The organism is Thermosynechococcus vestitus BP-1 (genome assembly GCF_000011345.1).
Lineage (GTDB): Bacteria > Cyanobacteriota > Cyanobacteriia > Thermosynechococcales > Thermosynechococcaceae > Thermosynechococcus > Thermosynechococcus vestitus.
In genome coordinates this window covers 507,304-527,609 of sequence record NC_004113.1, presented here as the reverse complement: position 1 = coordinate 527,609, position 20,306 = coordinate 507,304, and the positions used below count along the sequence as shown (strand labels likewise).

Annotated in this window: 17 protein-coding genes; 12 read left to right on the top strand and 5 right to left on the bottom strand. The window is 54.3% G+C overall.

Translation table 11 applies throughout. The features are described 5' to 3' along the window. Nucleotides 1-191 precede the first annotated feature (191 nt). Nucleotides 192-1,302, top strand: a protein-coding gene (prfB, locus tag TLL_RS02690) for a peptide chain release factor 2 (RefSeq protein ID WP_126988096.1) whose coding sequence is annotated in 2 segments (ribosomal slippage) — nt 192-266 and nt 268-1,302 — 1,110 coding nt in all. Because the reading frame shifts where the segments join, the coding sequence is not laid out codon by codon here. Between the two features lie 69 nt (nt 1,303-1,371). On the opposite strand, the gene atpC is transcribed toward prfB, so the two are convergent. The 3 genes from atpC to TLL_RS02675 form a co-directional block, all read right to left on the bottom strand. Further along, a complete protein-coding gene (atpC, locus tag TLL_RS02685) occupies nt 1,372-1,788 on the bottom strand; it encodes an ATP synthase F1 subunit epsilon (RefSeq protein WP_011056376.1) in 417 nt (138 codons plus the stop codon). Between the two features lie 67 nt (nt 1,789-1,855). After that, nucleotides 1,856-3,304, bottom strand: coding sequence for a F0F1 ATP synthase subunit beta (gene atpD / locus TLL_RS02680; protein WP_011056375.1), 1,449 nt, complete (start codon nt 3,302-3,304; stop codon nt 1,856-1,858). Nucleotides 3,305-3,530: 226 nt separating this feature from the next. Beyond that, on the bottom strand, nt 3,531-3,725 hold the full coding sequence (locus tag TLL_RS02675) for a cytochrome b6f subunit PetP (RefSeq protein ID WP_011056374.1): 195 nt from the start codon (nt 3,723-3,725) through the stop codon (nt 3,531-3,533). 72 nt (nt 3,726-3,797) lie between these two features. Here TLL_RS02675 and TLL_RS02670 point away from each other — a divergent pair, with 72 nt between their 5' ends. Beyond that, on the top strand, nt 3,798-4,829 hold the full coding sequence (locus TLL_RS02670; protein ID WP_011056373.1) for a D-alanine--D-alanine ligase family protein: 1,032 nt from the start codon (nt 3,798-3,800) through the stop codon (nt 4,827-4,829). A 156-nt stretch (nt 4,830-4,985) separates the two neighbouring features. On the opposite strand, the gene ltrA is transcribed toward TLL_RS02670, so the two are convergent. After that, a complete protein-coding gene (gene ltrA, locus TLL_RS02665) occupies nt 4,986-6,680 on the bottom strand; it encodes a group II intron reverse transcriptase/maturase (RefSeq protein WP_011056164.1) in 1,695 nt (564 codons plus the stop codon). 1,468 nt (nt 6,681-8,148) lie between these two features. Between ltrA and TLL_RS02660 the strand changes: the two genes are divergently transcribed. The 5 genes from TLL_RS02660 to TLL_RS02640 all read left to right on the top strand — a co-directional run bounded on the left by TLL_RS02660 (nt 8,149) and on the right by TLL_RS02640 (nt 14,286). Further along, nucleotides 8,149-8,697, top strand: a complete 549-nt coding sequence (locus tag TLL_RS02660; RefSeq protein WP_011056372.1) for a 4Fe-4S binding protein — start codon at nt 8,149-8,151, stop codon at nt 8,695-8,697. A 68-nt stretch (nt 8,698-8,765) separates the two neighbouring features. Continuing rightward, nucleotides 8,766-9,260, top strand: a complete 495-nt coding sequence (locus TLL_RS02655) for a methyltransferase family protein (RefSeq protein ID WP_011056371.1) — start codon at nt 8,766-8,768, stop codon at nt 9,258-9,260. A 91-nt stretch (nt 9,261-9,351) separates the two neighbouring features. Next, a complete protein-coding gene (locus TLL_RS02650; protein ID WP_011056370.1) occupies nt 9,352-12,075 on the top strand; it encodes a CBS domain-containing protein in 2,724 nt (907 codons plus the stop codon). Beyond that, the gene (locus tag TLL_RS02645; protein WP_011056369.1) at nt 12,072-13,007 is read left to right on the top strand and encodes a DNA polymerase III subunit delta'; all 936 of its coding nucleotides are present in this window, start codon (nt 12,072-12,074) and stop codon (nt 13,005-13,007) included. The genes TLL_RS02650 and TLL_RS02645 overlap by 4 nt, the downstream gene beginning before the upstream one ends. A gap of 37 nt (nt 13,008-13,044) precedes the next feature. Then, nucleotides 13,045-14,286, top strand: coding sequence for an efflux RND transporter periplasmic adaptor subunit (locus tag TLL_RS02640; protein WP_164920707.1), 1,242 nt, complete (start codon nt 13,045-13,047; stop codon nt 14,284-14,286). On the opposite strand, the gene TLL_RS02635 is transcribed toward TLL_RS02640, so the two are convergent. Then, the gene (locus tag TLL_RS02635) at nt 14,283-15,803 is read right to left on the bottom strand and encodes a pyruvate kinase (protein ID WP_011056367.1); all 1,521 of its coding nucleotides are present in this window, start codon (nt 15,801-15,803) and stop codon (nt 14,283-14,285) included. The genes TLL_RS02640 and TLL_RS02635 overlap by 4 nt on opposite strands. Nucleotides 15,804-16,194: 391 nt before the next feature. Between TLL_RS02635 and TLL_RS02630 the strand changes: the two genes are divergently transcribed. The 5 genes from TLL_RS02630 to TLL_RS02610 all read left to right on the top strand — a co-directional run bounded on the left by TLL_RS02630 (nt 16,195) and on the right by TLL_RS02610 (nt 20,306). Continuing rightward, a complete protein-coding gene (locus TLL_RS02630; protein ID WP_011056366.1) occupies nt 16,195-16,527 on the top strand; it encodes a hypothetical protein in 333 nt (110 codons plus the stop codon). Between the two features lie 158 nt (nt 16,528-16,685). Next, a complete protein-coding gene (locus TLL_RS02625; protein WP_231833812.1) occupies nt 16,686-16,928 on the top strand; it encodes a hypothetical protein in 243 nt (80 codons plus the stop codon). Nucleotides 16,929-17,008: 80 nt separating this feature from the next. Continuing rightward, nucleotides 17,009-18,076, top strand: a complete 1,068-nt coding sequence (locus tag TLL_RS02620; protein WP_011056364.1) for a Fe(3+) ABC transporter substrate-binding protein — start codon at nt 17,009-17,011, stop codon at nt 18,074-18,076. 138 nt (nt 18,077-18,214) lie between these two features. After that, nucleotides 18,215-19,387: an RNA-guided endonuclease InsQ/TnpB family protein gene (locus tag TLL_RS02615; protein WP_011056363.1), complete on the top strand. Its 1,173-nt coding sequence runs from the start codon at nt 18,215-18,217 to the stop codon at nt 19,385-19,387. A 199-nt stretch (nt 19,388-19,586) separates the two neighbouring features. Continuing rightward, entirely contained in the window at nt 19,587-20,306 is a 720-nt protein-coding gene (locus TLL_RS02610; protein ID WP_011056362.1) for an SDR family oxidoreductase, read from the top strand.

The window sequence follows — 20,306 nt, the reverse complement described above, 5'->3', positions numbered from 1 at the left end:
GAGTTCACCTAGGGATTATGGTGACACTTGCAGGGGGCCTAGGGCAAGGGCGAAACTTTTAACATTTATTGCCTGGAAGTTATTGCCTGGAAGTCCTCGACCGCCCTAGAAATAGCCAATAGCAACAGCTTTTGCAGGGAATCTGCTTTGGTAAAATGGCAACAGAATCCCTCTATTCTTTGCATCCCAAAATGACTGATTTAAGCACCCTTAAACGCGATTTTTCTCTGTTGCGCGATCGCCTGGGTCATACCCAGGACTGTCTTTGACCCAGCGGCACTGAAGGCCAAGATTCATGACCTTGAGCACACCGCCGCTCAGCCAGATTTCTGGACTGATCAGGCCACGGCTCAAGCCACGCTGCAACAACTCACTGAAGCTAAGGATAGCCTCAGCCAGCTCCAACAGTGGCAAAAAACAATTGAACACGTGGAAACAGCCCTGGAACTGCTGGAGTTAGAACTGGATGAAGGGTTGCTGACAGAGGCAACTACGCTGCTAAAGGAGTTAGACACCCAGTTGAATCGCTGGGAACTGGAACAACTCCTCAGTGGCCCCTACGACAAAAACAACGCTATTGTCACGATCAATGCTGGGGCGGGCGGGACTGATGCCCAGGATTGGGCAGAAATGTTGCTGCGGATGTACACCCGCTGGGCAGAGCGCCACGGTTACCAAACCCATCTGGCAGAACTTTCAGAAGGGGAAGAGGCAGGTATTAAGTCGGCAACCTTGGAAATTCGCGGTCGCTACGCCTATGGCTATCTGCGTTCTGAAAAGGGTACCCATCGGCTAGTGCGCATTTCTCCCTTCAATGCCAATGGCAAACGGCAAACGAGCTTCGCTGGAGTGGATGTGATGCCCGAACTGGATCAATCCGTTACCGTTGAGATTCCCGAAAGCGATTTAGAAATTACCACTTCCCGCAGTGGTGGCAAGGGGGGGCAAAACGTCAACAAGGTGGAAACGGCAGTGCGCATTGTCCATAAACCAACGGGCTTAGCTGTCCGCTGCACGCAGGAGCGATCGCAACTGCAAAATAAGGAAAAGGCCCTTGCCATTCTCAAGGCGAAGCTATTGGTGATTGCCCAAGAGCAAAAGGCCAAGGAAATTGCCGATATTCGTGGCGAGGCCGTTGAGGCGGCTTGGGGCAACCAAATTCGCAACTATGTCTTTCACCCCTATCAACTGGTCAAGGACCTGCGCACAGAGGTGGAAACGACAGCCATTCAGGATGTGATGGATGGTAACCTTGATCCCTTTATCCAAGCCTACCTGCGGCAGCAAACGGCGGCCAGCTAAATAAAAAACCTCCCAGTCAGCAGTTGGGGAGGCTTTGAACTTCATCAAATGAGAAAAAATGAGAAAAAGCTAAATCTCGACCACACCCCCTGCGGCCTGCAAGCGAGCACGGGCGCGACGAAAGGCTTGGGTGGCTTGAATTTTAGCCTGTTTGGATTCCCCCTGTTCGGCTTGAGCGAGGGCAGCCTGTGCGGCGGCAAACTCCGCCTTGGCTTTTTCAAGGTCAATTGTGTCCCCGCGCTCGGCACCGTTGACGAGAATCGTCACTTCGTTGTTTTCAACTTCGGCAAAGCCCCCCATGAGAGCGATCGCCACCCATTCGCGGTCTTGGCGCACCCGCATCACACCCGTTTCCAAGGCAGTTAAGAGGGGGGCATGATTTGAGAGAATCCCCAATTGCCCGGTTGTGCTGGGCAAAATCACTTCCTCAGCGGGGGCATCCCAAACGGTTTTATCGGGCGCAATTACCCGGACAGTCATCACCATAACGCTTCCCTTGCCACTCAATGATCAAAGGGCGGGTTGCCCCACCCTGTATTGACACCTGTAAAACCTATGCTTTCAGTTTTTCAGCCTTAGCTTTGGCTTCCTCAATATTACCCACCATGTAGAAGGCTTGCTCTGGTAGATCATCCAGCTCACCGCTGAGGATCATCTGGAAGCCTTTGATGGTTTCTTCGAGGGTGACGTATTTGCCGGGGGCACCAGTGAACACTTCCGCCACAAAGAAAGGCTGAGATAAGAAGCGCTCAATTTTGCGTGCCCGCGCCACTGTCAGGCGGTCTTCCTCAGAGAGTTCATCAAGACCCAAAATAGCGATAATGTCCTGAAGCTCTTTGTAGCGCTGAAGGGTAGCTTGGACTGCCCGTGCCGTTTGATAGTGCTCTTCACCCACAATGTCCGGCTGCAACATATTGGAGGTGGAGCCGAGGGGATCCACGGCGGGGTAAATCCCTTTTGCGGCTAGACTACGGGAGAGCACCGTTGTCCCATCCAAGTGAGCAAAGGTCGTTGCGGGAGCAGGGTCAGTCAAGTCATCCGCAGGCACATAAACTGCTTGAATCGAGGTAATCGAACCTTCGGTGGTTGAGGTAATCCGCTCTTGCAGAGCCCCCACATCCGTCCCAAGGGTGGGTTGGTATCCCACCGCAGAGGGCATCCGACCGAGGAGCGCCGACACCTCAGAACCGGCTTGGACAAAACGGAAGATGTTATCAATAAACAGCAGCACATCCTGCTTGTTGACATCGCGGAAGTATTCAGCCATCGTCAGCCCGGAGAGGCCGACGCGCATCCGTGCCCCGGGGGGTTCATTCATTTGACCATAGACAAGGGCGATTTTGGACTTACTGGGATCGTCTTTATCAATAACCCCCGATTCAATCATTTCGTTGTAGAGGTCATTGCCTTCGCGGGTCCGTTCACCTACGCCAGCAAACACCGAGACCCCACCATGTTGGGTGGCAATGTTGTTGATGAGTTCCATCATGATCACGGTTTTGCCGACGCCAGCACCGCCAAAGAGGCCAATTTTGCCGCCACGGCGATAGGGGGTGAGCAGGTCAATCACCTTGATGCCCGTTTCAAAGACCGAGGGCTTAGTTTCCAGTTGGGTAAAGCTGGGGGCAGGCCGGTGAATGGGCAGGGTTTCGGTGGCATTGACAGCACCTTTTTCGTCCACGGGTTCACCCAGCACGTTGAAGATGCGACCCAGGGTGGCTGTTCCTACGGGCACGCTGATGGGGGCACCGGTATCTACGACTTCCATCCCCCGCACTAAGCCATCGGTGCTGCTCATGGCAACAGCACGGACGCGGTTATCGCCAAGGAGTTGTTGCACTTCGCAGGTTACAGCCACGTCTAAGCCGGCCGCGTTTTTGCCTTGAATCCGCAGGGCGTTGTAAATGGCGGGCATTTTGCCGCTGGGAAATTCAATGTCAACGACAGGTCCAATGACCTGAGTGATAAAGCCTACATTGGTTCGTTCTGCTGATATGACCATGGACGTTTGCCTACTGTCTAGGTAAATTCATTTGCGTTTTTCAGAGGGCGATCGCTCCCTAGGAGGCACAGCGATCAGGACTGAAAGTAAAGTGCAGCTGTTGGTGCAAGCGCACCACAATACAACGTACCACTAATGCAACCTTTTTCTCTCGGATTCAGTGGGATCCTGTCTGAGGTCCGATTGACCCAGCTCAGTTGCTGTGAAAAAGGCGGCAGGGCAGGACTTAGCCAACGACTTCAACTTCATCCTCAAAAAACCAAGTGCTGGAGCGATCGTCAAAGGTGACAATGACGCCAACGCCACTGCCATCGGTCATCTTAAAACCAGTAATTTGACCCACTTGGCCGAGTTTTTGAATGATGTCTTGGGCGACGCGATCGCGAATTCGACAGACGCGCACTTTTTGCCCCACGTCCATAGCAACTCCCAAACTTTGTATAATCCTTGAAAATCCTACCAAGAAACCGTCACATTCACACGGGTTTGTCCTATGGGTCGTCTGCGGGTTGGGCTATTGTTTGGCGGTCGCTCACGGGAGCATGAAGTTTCGGTGGTCTCGGCGGCAGCGATCGCCCAAGCCTTTGCGGCAGGGGACAATGGCGATCGCTATGAGGTGATTCCCATCTACATCGAAAAAGATGGTCGCTGGCGCCACACGGAGCGGGTTGGCATCCCTGAAGGCACGGCACCAGAGAGCTCCCTGTGGCAGTTTCCGGCAGTGGTCGACACCATTGATGTCTGGTTTCCTATTGTCCATGGCCCCAATGGCGAAGATGGGACGATTCAGGGACTCCTGGAATTGATGCAGCGCCCCTATGTGGGGTCAGGGGTAGCTGCCTCTGCCATTGGTATGGACAAAATTCTGATGAAAACAGTCTTTGGGGCAATCGGCTTACCCCAAGTGCCTTATGTGGCACTTCAGCGCAGTGACCTGTGGTCAGATCCCTGTCGTTACAACCATTTGTGCGATCGCATTGAAACTGAATTGGGTTATCCCTGCTTTGTTAAGCCCGCTAACCTTGGCTCCTCGGTGGGCATCTCCAAAGCCAAAAATCGCCAACAACTGACAACTGCCCTTGAGGTCGCTGCCGAACTGGATCGCCGCATCATTGTGGAAGCGGGTGTGGTTGCCCGTGAGCTCGAGTGTGCTGTGCTCGGCAATGATAAACCCCAAGCTTCGGTAGTGGGGGAGATTACCTACAGCAGTGAGTTTTACGACTACGAAACCAAATACACCGATGGCCGCGCTCAGCTCCATATCCCTGCGGAGATTCCCCCAGCGGTGAGTGAGCAAATTCGCAGCCTGTCTCTGCAAGCCTTTCAGGCCCTCGGTGCCGCTGGCTTGGCTCGCTTTGATTTTTTCTATGTACCAAGCACTGGGGAAGTGCTGATCAATGAAGTGAATACGCTGCCGGGGTTTACCGCCCTGAGCATGTACCCGCAACTGTGGGCGGCGAGTGGCCTGTCCTTCCCGGAATTGGTCCATCGCTTGGTGCAATTGGCATTAGAGTGGCACGCATAGCTATTGGCCTCACTACGTAAAAAGTCATGAAGGCACTGCCTCAAGGCCTTGATATTTTTACTAGATAACTCTATAGTCGGGTAGCGGGGGGCATTACTGCCCCCTAGCCCCCTAAGAACCGGACGTGCTAGTTTCCCAGCATCCGGCTCAGGCCTCTCAAAGCCCCTCTTTCAAGAGGGACCGGCTGTGCTGACCATCTCGGCTGTGCACCTGTTTGTGGCAGTTGGCGTGGATTAAGACAAGATTATCCAGGTCGTCAGAACCACCCTTGTGTTTGGGCAATATGTGGTGGATGTCAGTGAGCATGTCTTGCTCAATTTCACCCCCGCATACTGGACAGATACCACCCTGTTTCTTCCATAGTTCTCGGCGGATGCGCCGATATTGAGCAGGGGCTTTTTTGAGTTTCTTGCGTTTCTCAAAGTATTCTGCCCACTCTGGGAGAAACGGATTGGCGTCTGCCTTGATTTTGACGTGGCGTTGGATTCGGGTGTCAGAGGTTTTGATTAGGCGTTTGGTCCTCAGTTCCCCGTTCTTGTCTTTCATCACCATACCGAACACCCAGTCTCTGCTTCCGTTTTTGATGAAGTATTTGTCCTTCACCCATTGGGCAGGTTTGTTTGGGTGCCGGCGCCTTGCCCATCGCCACAATTTGTGCCAGGTGGCGAAGTCCACTCGGTTGAAGGTTTCCTTAGAGACTTGTCCTTTGTGATAGTTGGCCCAACCTCTAATGATTGGGTTGAGTGTGTCTATCACGATTTCCTGGGTTGCTGTCCTAAGTTCCCTTAGAGTGTCTCGGATTTTCTTGAGGAACGCTTTCACGTTCTTCTTCGCGGGTTTGATGAGAAGAACCCCGTTGTACTTGCGAATGTTCCATCCGAGAAAGTCGAAGCCTTCCTCAATATGGACGATTTTTGTCTTCTCGGGGGACAGGGTCAAGCCCCGTTCTTTTAGGAACTCCTGGATTAGGTTTCTGGCTTTCTCCAGGGTTTCCTCATCTTTTCCCGTCACGACAAAATCGTCAGCATATCGGATGAGGTTGACTTTTTGACCTCTGAGGTGTTTGGCCAACAGTTCTTCCATCCCATCTAGGGTTATATTGGCAAGAACTGGGGAGATTACCCCTCCCTGAGGTGTCCCAGCATGGGTGGGGAAGAGTTGCTGTTTCCAGACGAACCCAGATTTAAGCCATTTCCGTAAGATCCCTTTGTCCAGTGGAGTGTTGGCTAGTAGCCACTCATGGCTGATGTTATCAAAGCATCCGGATATGTCAGCGTCAAGGACGTGTTCAGCCGACTTGGCTTTTGCCAGAGCAAGGAAGCATTGTCCTGCCGCATCTGCCGTACATCGCCCTCGGCGGAACCCATAGGAGTTCCGGTCCGCTGTGGTTTCCGCGACTGGTTCTAGGGCTAGGGCATATAGTGCCTGCATTGCCCTGTCCTTCATTGTCGGGATTCCTAGCGGGCGCTGTTTGCCGTTTGCTTTCGGGATGTATACCCGCCTCAGGGGTTGGGGTTTATAGCCTCTTCTCCTGAGGGACTTTATGGCTTGGGTTTTCTGCTCTTGTGTGGACCAGGTTATCCCGTCCACACCAGGTGTTCTACTGCCTGAGTTGTCAGTTACCCGTTTCACGGCGAGGGCTTTGCCGTAGAACGAGTGGGTCAGGAGCCATTGCAAAGCTTTCACTTTGCCCCAGCGTCCTTCCTTCACAGCCTTTGCGATACGCACTTGCAGCCTCTTTACCTCACGGTTGGCTTTGGTCCAGTTTATGCTGTGCCAGCTTGTTTCCGTTTGGTTGGTGACCGCACCAGTGGTTTGGTCCACCGTCATTGTCGGGTAGCAGGGGGGCATCGCTGCCCCCTAGCCCCCTAGGAACCGGACGTGCAAGTTTCCCCGCATCCGGCTCGAGCCCCCCAGGACCCCTCATTTAAGAGGAACCGGTTGTGCATGCAACCTTTACGATACTCATCTACAGCCTCTCTACCTTTTGAGCAGGTTGGTGACCGCACCAGTGACTCAAGATCACCGCCATTTGCATTGTCACCATTAGGAAGGTTCTATAGACTTTCTCGTAAGGGGGGACCGGCGGGAAGTCTGCCCTCTTTCGAGTGGGATGATGTTGAATGTCCTGCCAGCATTCTCAATCCCTATCTAGCCCATTACAGGCTAGCATTCGCTTTTTCCCACCTCCTCTACCCGCACCCCCATCAGCATTCCTTACGGTTTGCCTGCCTTGAATGTTCAAGGCGAAGATACGGGCTTACCGCGTTCCAACCAGATGACACGAGGGGTTAGGTGGTGACTATACCCCGGCGGAGTTGCTGTCCCCGTTCACTGAAAAGCAAGCAGTGAATCCAATCCGCTTTGCCATTTTGGCTCAGGCCTATCAGCATCTTTGGCCTGCTTGGAGTAACGAGGCTTCTAGCGTCACTTCACTTGCGTTCACCATACCCTCAAGCCTAGCTCCCTATCACCTGACGCTGGTGAAGTTGCTTCCTCCTCACGGATTCGGCTCCAACCTTCCGGTTCGGGCTTCATTGTCGGGAGGGCTTCATACCTGACCGTTACCAGTCACGCATGCCTCCTTAGGCTACGGTTGGGGGAACAACCGGTCCCGTTCTAGCTTGTTGGGCTAGTGGGACAATCATCTGGCTAGCTTTCGCGTCGCACTGCCTTGTCTCCATTCAAGAGGTTCTACAGGTTATCTCGCAAAGGGAGACCAGCAGGAAGTCTGCTCCCTTTCGGGCGGGGTGATGTTGGATTGTTTCCTCAACCCCTATCCGGTCCGTTACAGACCAGCATTCGCTTTCTCCTGCATCCCATACCCGCACCCTCATCAGCATTCCTTACGGTTTGCCTGCCTTGAATGTTCAAGGCGAAGATACGGGCTTACCGCGTTCCAACCAGATGACGCGAGGGGTTAGGTGGTGACTTTACCCCGACGGAACTATTGTCCCCGTCCACTGAGATGACAGCAGTGAAACCAGTCCGTTTGCCATTTTGGCTCAGGCCTATCGGCGTCTTTGGCCTGTTTATAGTAACGAGGCTTCTGGCGTCACTTCACTTGCGTTCACCATACCCTCAAGCCTAGCTCCCTATCGCCTGACGCTGGCAAAGTTGCTTCCTCCTCACGGATTCGGCTTCAACCTTTCGGTTCGGGCTCCGTTGTCGGGAGGGCTTCATACCTGACCGTTACCAGTCGCGCATGCCTCCCTAGGCTACGGTTGGGGGAACAACCGGTCCCGTTCTAGCTTGTTGGGCTAGTGGGACAATCATCTGGCTAGCTTTCGCGTCGCACGTCATAAATATATAAAACTGTATGGCTAGACATGTTATGAAGCGAGCGTTGCGGGGCAAGCCCAGTCAATGGGTAACTATTTGGTTGTTCTTTTTAATTGCGATTGGGGGCCTCTGGTATCCGTGGTTGGGGTACCTCATGCTGGCAATGATGCTGGGTATTCCTGCCCTGGCCTATTTTCGAAGCCGCTATTGGTGTGGCAACCTCTGCCCGCGTGGCGCATTCCTAGACATTGTCCTCTATCACTTTAGTCCCCACCGTCCCTATCCCAAACTCTTCAAAAAACAGAGTTTTCGTTGGGCGGTGTTTAGCTTTATCATGACCATTTTTGCCATTCGCATGACGTTGGCATGGGGCCACTGGATGGCCGTGGGGGGTCTCTTTGTCAATATGTGCGTTGTTACCTCCATGGTTGCCATTCTCTTGGGGGTGATCTTTAATCAGCGGGCGTGGTGTGCGATTTGTCCGATGGGAACGCTCCAAGAATCCCTCGGCAAACTGGGAAGTGGCCAAACAAAGGCGAAAAAAGCTGCTGCTAAAGCTACAAAACTATTGCCCCCTGTGGAGTAACCACGCGATCGCTAGAGGATCGCTACAATTTGAAATATCCACCAATAGCGGCAACCAAGGCAACCAAGGTGAATAAACTGCAAGAGTGGGGCTTCAGCAAAGACTGGTGGCGCAACCAGCGGGGAGAGTTTTGGGTGCTTGGGCAAACCGTGCTCAGTATCGGCTTTATTCTCTTGCCGGTGGTACAAATAGTTCACCTACCTTTTGCAGTGCGTCTAGGTCTGACCCTTGGCTTGGGGCTGATGGGCCTGGGGCTAGGCATGGCTGGTGTGTTTCACCTAGGGAACAACTTGACGCCCTTACCCCATCCCAAGGAGGAGAGTCAGTTAGTGACCACGGGGGTTTATGCTTGGGTGCGCCATCCCATCTATAGCAGTGTCATTTTTTTAGCGTTGGCCTATAGCGTATGGCACATGAGCCTTTCCCATGGTCTGGGGGCGATCGCTCTTTTTATCTTTTTTGACCGCAAGGCAGCTCAAGAGGAACAGTGGCTATCGGCGAAGTTTAAGGACTACCCAACCTACCGGCAGTCGGTGAAAAAACTCATTCCGCTTTTCTACTAGCGTTTATCATTTTGCGTGAACACAACTTGCCGCAGACTGAATACAGGGTAATTGCAGCTGACAACTATCGCTACTGCCCCGAGAAGTTCTGATGGATGTTGTTCTTTGTCATCAAATTGCTGATTTTGACACCCTTGGGGCAGCGGTTGGTCTGACGCGCCTTTATCCGGGGACAAAAATCGTCTTGACTGGGGGTACCCATCCCAAGGTGGGGGAGTTTTTGGCCTACCATCGCGATGAATACCCCCTCCTTGAAGCAAGGGCCGTTGACCCCAGCCAATTGCGGCAGATTTGGGTGGTGGATACGCAGTGGCGTCGCCAGTTGGGGCAAGCGGCAGCATGGCTGGATCAACCCCAAGTACAAATTGGTCTGTACGATCACCATCTGGAGATGAGGGGGGACATTGTCTCGCAGCAGCAATGGTTAGCCCCTGTTGGCGCCACTAGCACCCTCATTTGCGAACAGTTGCAGGCGGCAGAGATTAGCCTTAGGCCCACCGAAGCGACTGTCCTGGCCCTGGGGATTCACGCCGATACGGGTTCCCTAACCTTTGAGCAAACCACGGTGCGGGATGTGCAGGCCTTGGCATGGCTGTTGAGCCAAGGGGCAAATCAGCGGGCGATCGCCACCTATTGCGAGGAAGGTTTGAGCGAAAATTTACAGCCCCTGCTGCGGCAGGCCTGGGCCAATCTCCAGCAAGTGGTTCATCAGGGCTATCGGCTGGGCTGGGTATTGCTACGTACGGCGGAGTATCTCCCTGGTCTCTCTCGGCTAATCACCCAATTGGCGGATCTCAGTGAGTGCGATGCCATTCTCCTTGGGCACGCCTATCGCCAACATCATCTCGCCATTATTGCCCGCAGTCACATTCCCAACGTCAATGTTGCCCATTTGCTTGCTCCCCTGGGCGGCGGCGGTCATGCCCAAGCCGCAGCTGTGACGGTGAGCACAGAGGCGCCAGAGGCACTGCTCCAGGAACTATTGACTCGCCTTAGGGAACAGATTCCCCATCCTCCCACTGCTGCCGAACTGATGTCCTCACCCGTACGCACAGTCCGTCCAGAAACCCCTATTGCCGATGCCCACCGGGTGCTACTGCGCTATGGCCACTCTGGCCTGTCGGTCGTGAGTGCTGAAGGGGAGCTTCTGGGGATTATTTCACGGCGGGATTTGGATGTGGCCCTGCACCATGGATTTGCCCATGCGCCCGTCAAAGGCTATATGAAAGCGCCGGTGCGCACCATTTCCCCCACCACACCGCTGCCGGAGATTCAAGCCCTAATGGTGCAGTACGATATTGGGCGGTTACCCGTGGTGAACGATCAAGGCGACCTCGTCGGGATTGTCACTCGTACCGATGTCCTACGCCACCTCTATGCCCTCAACCGCGACCGGGAAACAGTGTGCCCGCTGCCCACCCTAAACCTTTACGAGGCACTGCAACAGCGGCTGCCGGAGCAACTGTGGACACTGCTGCAACGAGCATCCGCGATCGCCAGGGAGCGTGGCTGGCAACTGTACCTCGTGGGCGGAGCGGTGCGAGATCTGCTCTTGGCGATCGCCCAGGGGAATCACCACTTACCCACACGGGAATTTGACTTAGTGGTAGATGGGGTGCAGCAGGAGGAGGCCGCCGGGGTGCATTTGGCGCAAGCACTCCACGCGCTTTACCCAGAGACCGATTTACAGATTTACGGTCAGTTTCAAACAGCGGCCCTCCATTGGCCGAAGGCATCCCCCTTGGCGGGGTTTGCCGTGGATATTGCCACTGCCCGCAGTGAGTTTTATCCCTATCCGGCCGCACATCCAGAAGTGGCCGCCAGTTCCATTCGCCAAGATCTCTACCGCCGCGACTTTACCATCAACGCCCTCGCCATGCGCCTTACCCCACCGCGCCACGGCGAGGTTCTGGATTTTTTTGGTGGGCAGGAGGATTTAGAGCGGGGACTGATTCGGGTTCTCCACCCCAATAGTTTTATTGAAGACCCAACGCGGATTTTTCGAGCGGTGCGTTTTGCTGTGCGTTTGGGGTTTGAGGTGGAGCCGCAAAGCCGCCAGTACATTGAATATGCCCTCACCAGTGGTGTCTTTGTGACCCGCGATCGCCCCACCTCAAAACGGCCTTCCCTCCAAAGTCGGCTGCGCAATGAACTGCGCCACCTCCTTGAACTGCCCCTTGCCCCAAACGAACACTTTGGCGGTGAGCGGGCCTTGACGTTACTCGCGGAGTTGGGTGCCCTTGAGTGTTTGGATCGCCAAGTCACCTTTGATGAGGGGGCCAAGGTGCGCTTGCAGTTGGTTTGGCAGTGGTGGCCAGAGATTCCTGAGCGGCGGGAATGGCAAACCTTTCCCCTCTGGGAGCTGGAACTCTTGGCCTTGATTGTGACCGTGCCCACAGCGGGGGCGATCGCCCGTCAACTGCAACTGGGGGAGCACCTGTGTGAGTGGCTCGACACTTTTCCTCAATTCCAGCAGGAATGGCAGACATTGCGGCAGACAACGCCACAGCGCAGCCACTACTGGGCGTTTTTGGAGAGCCACCCCCTACCGCTGATTGTGCTGTTGGCAGCGGTGCTGCAGGCAGAGGGTCGTGCGCCAGCCCTAGCAGAGGTCACCCTCCTGCGGGAGTATCTCTGGCAGTGGCGCGTGCAGAAGCTGCCCTTGAATGGCCATGATCTGCAGCAGTTGGGCTACCCCCGTGGACCGCAGTTGCGGCAAATTCTGCTTGCCCTGCGATCGGCGATGCTCGATGGCCTTGTCAGCGATCGCCCCAGTGCCATTGCCTATGTTGAAGCCCATTTCCCCAAGCCATGAATTGGTTTCGTCCCGTCATTGGTCAACCAACCGCCATTCAACTCTTGACCTATGCCCTCGATCGCCGGCAAATTGCCCCCGCCTATCTCTTTGTTGGACCCGAAGGGGTCGGCCGTGCCCTCACTGCCCGCTGTTTTCTCCAAGCAATTCTCAACGAGGCAAAGGATCTGAGCAACCACCCCGACGTCCTCTGGATGGAGCCCACCTACAGTGTCCAAGGAACCCTCTACACCCGTCGCCAACTGCTGGCAGCTGACAAGGAAATTCCCCGCAGTGCCCCCCAGATTCGTCTAGAGCAAATTCGCCAGCTTAGCCGTCACCTCAGCCAACCACCGATGCGTGCACCGCGATCCCTGGTGGTCTTGACCCAGGCTGAAACCATGAACGAAGCCGCCGCCAATGCCCTGCTGAAAACCCTTGAAGAACCGGGGCGTGCCACCTTGATTCTGATTGCCCCTAGCCCGTCGGCACTCTTGAATACAATTGTTTCCCGCTGTCAGAAAATTCCCTTCTATCCCCTGAGTCGTCAGGCGGTCGAACAGGTACTGCGACAGGTGGCCCCCCCTGACTTTTGGCATCAGGTCACTCCCGCCCTCCTGGACTTGGGAGCAGGGTCTCCGGGGGCCATTCTGCAGGCGTGGCAAACATGGCAAGAAATTCCTGAGGCGTTTCGCCACCTCGGTGAACAGTTGACCGCCCCCCTCCCTCTGCAAACGGCTTTGGAATTGGCACGGGACATTAGCCAATCCCTCGATGTCGAACGGCAGCTCTGGCTCCTCAGTCTAATGCAGCAGCAAATTTGGCAGAAAAGAGACCTCCCTCGGTGTGTCCTGGTGCTTCAGCAATTGGAGCGGGCCCGTCAGTATTTGCAGCAGTACGTTCAACCCCGCCTTGTTTGGGAGGTGTTACTGATGCAGTTGGGGACAGTGTGATAGGCTATCGGCAGCAGTTGGCAAGATGATGAAACAGATGATGGCGAAGCAACAATGGTTGGGGGCGATCGCGATCGCAGTGCTGTTGGGGGGGTGCCAGCCGGCCATGGGTCGCTTAGAATCGCCAGCGGTTGCGCGCCCAGAAAGTGACGGGGTTGCTGCGGATGTGGCTGTGGCACGCTTGGCACAGTTAGAGGCCGATACAACCCTCACGGGCACCACTCGCCCCTACCGTGAGGTGATGCTGCGATCGCAGGTGGAAGGTCAAGTGATTCAATTAGGCGTGGATGTGGGCGATCGCGTGCAATCGGGGCAACTGCTGGCGGCAGTGGATCCCATTGTCCTCAAAAACGCTGTCTTTGAAGCAGAGGCAGAACTGGCCGCCCGCCGCAACGAAGTGATCCAAGCCCAAGCCGCCGTCAATCGTGCCCGTACGGCTGTGGAAGAAGCCCGTCTCACCCTCCAACAGGCGGAAAGCAATGCCCGCCGCTTTGAAGCCCTGCTCCGGGATGGTGCCGTTTCAGCACAGGCAGCAGAGCAGGCACGCACAACGGCGCAAACAGCACGGCAGGTACTACGTTCCCGCGAAGCAGAGGTAGTGACGGCTCAACAGGGGGTAGCCGTTGCCCAGGGTCGGGTACAAGCCCAAACCGCCCTTGTCCAGCAGGCGCGGGCACGGTTGAATCAAGCTCTCCTGCGATCGCCCCTCCATGGCGTGGTGCTAGAGCGACTCACGGAAGTGGGCAACCTACTGCAACCTGGGGGGGAAGTGCTCCGCCTTGGGGATATTCGCCAACTCAAGGTTGTCGTGGAAGTCTCGGAACGGGAATTGGCTAGACTTGCGCCCGGCCAAGGGGCGATAGTCACGTTTGATGCTGTGCCCAACCGCACCTATGAAGGACGGATTACCCGAATTTCACCGGCCGCTGCCGCTGCCCGTCTGATTCCTGTGGAAGTGGTGATTGACAATGCCGATGAACGCTTAGGCAGTGGTTTACTGGCACGGGTGGCTTTCCAAGGAGCGAAGGCGCCGCGCTTGATGATTCCCCAATCTGCCCTGAGGGGCTTTGAGGAGGGGCAACTCTCCTCACGGCAGGGGAGCGTTTTTGTGGTTGTTGGCGATCGCGTGCGGGAGCAGCAGGTCACCCTTGGCGAATGGCGGCAGGGCCAAGTGGAAATCCTCAGGGGCCTCAAGGCCGGCGATCGCTATGTTGTCCGTTCAAGTCGTCCCCTGCGGGACGGGGATAAAATTCGCCCCAGCATTTTCTCTGAGGGTTAATCACAGATTGATGGCCGCCCAATGGTCTTGTCGGGGTGCCATGAGTGCAGTGCCCGTAGTTGCGGCGTTTTCTTCTGCTGGTGTGCTTCCATGCGGGCAAGGACATCATCGAGAATATCCACTGCTAACCCTACATAGGGGCCTTTGTTGAGCATGACACACTCTGCTCGCTCCGCCATGGCTGCATCGGTGATTTCGGCACGGGAGGGCACGCCTTTTTTCACTAAGTTTTCAAGGACTTGGGTGGCCCACACCACCGGGACATGGGCAGCTTCACAGAGCCAGAGGATTTCCTCCTGCATTTCCGCCAAGCGTTGATAGCCAATTTCAACAGCGAGATCGCCTCGGGCAATCATGACACCAAAGGGTTGGCGACCCGCCGCTTGGATGATCATTTCTGGCAGTGCCCGAATCGCTTTCGGGGTCTCAATTTTGGCAATGATGCCCATCTGGTCGGCGCAATCGCCACAACAATGCGCCAGTTCCCGTTGCAGTAGGGCAATATCCTCAGCGGACTGAACATAGGAGTAGCCAATGATGTCAGCATAGCGGCAAGCAAAGGCAAGATGCTCGCGATCGCTCGCAGTCAAAGGGCACAGGCGCAAATCACTGTCGGGGAAGTTCAAGCCCTTGGCCACCTTCAGCCGCTGCCCTTCCTTGCAGTGGGTAATCGTGAGTTCTACCCCTTGGGCATCTTTGCTGACAATGCGACCGCCAGTGCGGCCATCATCAATCCAAACCCGCTGCCCCACCTCTAATTGGGGCACAATTTCTGGCAAGGAGCAGGTGAATTGCGGTATTTCGCCACCCTCAGGGCAAATTTCCGTTGTCAGTCGCAGGCGATCGCCGCTGTGGACGCGCACCGTTTCCGGAAAAATGTCGGCAATGCGGGGTTTCGGCCCCCCCAAGTCCATGAGAATTTTGCAGGGTTGACCCGTAATGTGACTTGCCGCGCGCAGATGCTCAATCATCGCTTCCCAAGTCGCAGGGTCATCGTGGGCACAGTTGACGCGGGCACAGTTCATTCCCTTGCGCAGGAGCGTAATACTCCATTGCCGGTCAGTGGCGGCTTCCGTGGGGAGTGTCACCATAATCCGCACATGGCGTTTGCCACGAATCGGGCCAAAGAGTTCCTCCGTTTGGCGGCGCAGTTGGCGATCGCCCGCAAAAAAAGCATCCAGGGGTGGGCGCGGCGGCAGTGACCCATGGGTATGGCAAAGGGCGCCCAAGGTATTGATCACCGCATCCAAATTGGGGAGCACCCGTGACTCAATCCGTCCTAGGGACGATAACCCCCAAGGCATCAAGGCCATTTGCATTGCCCGTAGATCCCGCCAGCGCAAGGCCAAATAGTAGGCAAGATTACGCGCACTAGGTATAAATTCGGATCGCTTAATTTTTAATTGCCACTCTTGAAAACGGGCTTCCCCCTCCTTAGTAATTTCCTGCCGCAGTTCTAACAGGCTATGGAGCAAGGCAGCAGGTGAAATGGGTACAGTTGGTGCCTCTAGCAACATGACCGCCTCCTCGATAATTTTTAAGGGATTTGATGCTTAGGTTAGATTCATGGCAAATCAAGATTTCATGGGCATTTGGGAGAAATTTAATCATCGTTGAAAACCATGAACGAATGGCTTAACAATACCCTTCAGCGTAAAACACAAATAAACATTTCTTTACATCAATGGACGGCAACCATCCGTTGTCTATGAACTTTGTCTATGAACTCTAGTCCTTCTTGACAAAACTCTATCTATCTTTCAGTATATCCGCCGGCTTCATTCGGGAAACCTTAATTTTCTCCCAAGCAAAAGGATTAAGAGTTACTACAAGCGTTCTAAAGAGATTTCCCAGTTCTGTTATGTTCTCAATAGAGAGGTTGATTGTCTTGCCCTTACCAGTGCCCCTATGGATCGCCATCCTTCGTTGCAGCTACTCAAATACTCCTATCAGTCCGCAGTGGCCTGGTGCCAAGAACATGGCTGGACCGATCTCTTCATTGAGCAGTACCAGTATTGGGCGTTTCCGCCGGGGGGAGTGATGCCCCTACCCTTGCCCACTGAGGGGTTGCAACTCATTGAACTGCCGGTTGCCCTCTCGCCGCAGCAACGACGCCTACAAATGTGGGCACTGGCGATCGCTCTAGTCACCACGGGCTTGAGTGGCTGGCTTCAGTCTTTGTTTCCACTTGTCATCGGCTTTAGCTGCTGTGCACTCTTGATTGCAGCCCAGGAACCCTAAGCCCTAAGATCAATGCCTGATCTGCTGATACACTGGAGACCTGGTCTGCACCCTGGTGTATTTCCTTGATGGCCTCCTCGATAACTAGAGAATGCTCACCCCTTTGGCCTGCCGGCACGCGTTTTCACAGTCCAGGGTATTCCTTTAGCTATGAGGTAGTGGGGCCCTGTTGTCGCCTTTTCGATCGGGAACAGCTACCGTGGCCCTGTTGTCGCATTGCTTGGCGCAGCAAAGAACCCAGTTGGCGACGCATTGGCCGGCGGCTTGTCGTCGACAGTGCTACAAAGCGACATCCCAGCTATTGGGTACGCCACATTGAAACAAACACCATGATGGTCATAACCCTCTATTGGGTAGAGCTGCCTGCGAGCGATCGCCAGTGGTGGTACGGCAAAAGCTAAAATTATTGCGAAAGAATTGCAAAAATACCTCTCTAATCCTAGAATATTCTTCGGATTAATTTTAGGAGAGATTCTCAACTATGGAGAAAGTAGGTCGCCGTGTATTCCTGGGCATGGGCGCCGCAGCAACAGCTTATGTAACCCACCACCTCTGGAACCAAAACGCTGAATCAAGCTATGCCCAACAGTCCTCAGGCGGTGTGATCAATGTTTATTCGGCACGGCACTACGACACAGATAAAGCCCTCTACAACACTTTTACGCAGCAGACGGGGATTCGCGTCAACATTATTGAGGCTGAAGCGGATGCTCTGATTGAGCGGATTCGCAGTGAAGGGAGTCGCACCCCCGCCGATGTCCTGATTACGGTGGATGCCGGCCGACTCTGGCGGGCACAGGAGGCAGGCATTTTGCAGCCTATTCAGTCCAGAGTTCTCAACAGCGTTGTGCCGGCCAACCTGCGGGAACCCCAAGGCCACTGGTTTGGACTTTCACGGCGGGTGCGGGTGCTGATTTACAACAAGTCAAGGGTCAATCCAAGCCAACTCTCCACCTATGAAGACTTAGCCAATCCCAAGTGGCGGCGCCAGATTCTCACTCGCAGTTCTAGCAATATCTATAATCAATCCCTCACTGGATCCTTGTTGGCCATTCATGGTGCCCAGAAAACGGAACAGTGGGCGCGGGGACTCGTACAAAACTTTGCCCGCCCACCAGAGGGAAATGATACAGCACAAATTCGTGCCTGTGCCGAGGGTGTGGGCAGTGTGGCAATTGCAAATCACTACTATCTAGCACGGTTGATCGCCTCCGATAAAGAACAAGATCGTGCAGTTGCTGCAAAGGTGGGCTTGTTCTTTCCAAATCAGCGCGATCGCGGTGCCCATGTCAACATCTCTGGTGCTGGCGTCGTAGCCGGTGCCCCCAATCGGCAAGGAGCGATTCGTTTTCTTGAATACCTCGTGAGTCCCAAGGCGCAGGAAATGTTTGCCATGGCCAACTTTGAGTATCCAGTGCGCGCCGGCGTACCGGTGCATCCGATTGTAAAGCAATTTGGCAATTTTCGAGGGCAAAACGTCAACGCAGCCGTTTTTGGCCGCAACAATGCCGAGGCGCTGCGGATTATGGATCGAGCGGGGTGGCGCTAACGTCCTAAAATGAGCGATCGCCACTCATCTTTACCTCCGAGAGACCCCCTCCTTTAGGGAGGGGAGGGATAGGAGCGGCAGTCTGTGACTGCCAAGTATAGTTGTGTTACTCACAGAATAATCGCTATAATTTAAAGCATGCAAAAGGCTTTCAGTTACCGCTTCTACCCAACGACCGAGCAGGAATCCCTGCTTCGGAGAACATTGGGCTGTGTTCGGTTGGTTTATAACCGAGCACTGGCAGCCAGAACAGAAGCCTGGTATGAACGAAAAGAGAGACTTGACTACGTTCAAACCTCTGCCTTGCTTACTCAGTGGAAGAAGCAAGATGACCTTCAGTTTTTGAATGAGGTTAGCTGTGTTCCCTTGCAGCAGGCATTGAGACATCTGCAATCTGCTTTCACTAACTTTTTTGCAGGTCGGGCAAAATATCCCAACTTCAAAAAGAAACGCAATGGCGGTAGCGCAGAATTCACCAAGTCTGCTTTTAGGTGGAAAGACGGAAAAGTATTCTTGGCAAAGTGCAACGAACCGCCGAATATTCTCTGGTCGAGACGGCTTCCAGATGGTGTTGAACCATCCACGGTGACCATCAGGCTTAACCCTGCTGGACAGTGGTACATCAGTCTGAGGTTTGATGACCCCAGAGATTTGACACTGCAGCCCGTCGACCCGTCGGTTGGTTTGGACGTAGGGATGAGCAGTCTCATTACCCTGAGTACAGGGGAAAAGATTGCCAACCCCAAGCACTTTAACCGCTACTACAAACGACTCCGTAAGGCGCAGCGGTCTTTGAGTCGCAAACAAAAAGGCTCTCGCAATTGGGATAAGGCGCGGTTGAAAGTTGCCAAGATTCACCAGAAAATCTCTGATTCCAGAAAAGACCATTTGCACCAGTTGACGACTCGATTGATACGTGAAAACCAAACGATCATAATCGAGTCGTTGGCTGTGAAGAATATGGTCAAGAACCGTCAGCTTGCCCGATCCATCAGTGATGCTGGATGGGGTGAACTGGTACGGCAATTGGAATACAAGGCCCAGTGGTATGGTCGGACACTGGTGAAGATTGACCGATGGTTTCCCAGTTCTAAACGCTGTGGACAGTGTGGTCACATTGTTGAGCGGTTGCCATTGAGCGTCCGAGAATGGGACTGTCCTAAGTGTGGGGCGCACCATGATCGGGATATAAATGCCGCTGGGAATATTTTGGCCGTGGGACACACGGTTACAGTCTGTGGAGCGGGTGTAAGACCTGATAGACATACGTCTGGAGGGCAACTGCGAAGAAACAGAAAGTCTCAAAAGTGATTTTGGGAATCCCCCTGCTTTAGCGGGGGGAGGATGTCAAGACAACTCCGTACACCTAGGCGAGAAGCCTAACGGCTCCATCCTAATACGCACAGCGAAGGCGTGTCTTTCTAAAATTTGATCGCCTAAGCCATTGGCAGGTTCTCGGGAATTCAAGAAACGCTAGGATAAAAGGGTAAACATAAAGAAATGTAACAAAATGAGTGTCTTAGCCGATCGCGTGGTGTTAGTGGTGGGTGCCACAGGGGGTATTGGTCAAGCCGTTGTCGAACAACTCCAAGAAACGGGTGCCACGTTGGTCTTAGCGGCGCGATCGCGCGATCGCCTGCAGACCTTAGCAGAGCAACTTCCCGCCTCAGTAACGGTACAAATTCAGCCCTGTGACATCACCCAACCGGAGCAAGTCAGCGAATTGATGCAAGGGATCCGCAGTCAACAGGGACGACTCGATGTATTGATCAACGCCGCGGGGGCTGGCCTCCTCAAGCCCTATCAAAAGATTACTGCAGCTGAACTCGATCAAATGTTAGACCTCAACCTCAAGGGGTGCTTTTACACCACCCAACAGGCTGCCGAACTCATGAAAGAGCAGCAGCAGGGCCACATCTGCACCATTGTCGGCATTCTCGGTAAACATTCAATGGCAATGGGGTCAGCCTACTGTGCTGCGAAATTTGGGGTAGTCGGCTTTAGCAAGTGTATGGCCGAAGAACTCAAGCGCTATGGCATCCGCTTTAGTCTGTTCTACTTTGGCGGTGTGGATACCCCCTTTTGGGATGCCGTCAGCCTCAAAATTGATCGCCAGAAACTCCTGCGGCCGGCCACCGTTGCCAGTTTGATTCGCGCAACCCTAGAGACGGATCCCCATGCGGTTCCCCTTGAGTTGAGCTTGATGCCCGAGAGCCACGTTTTCTTCTAG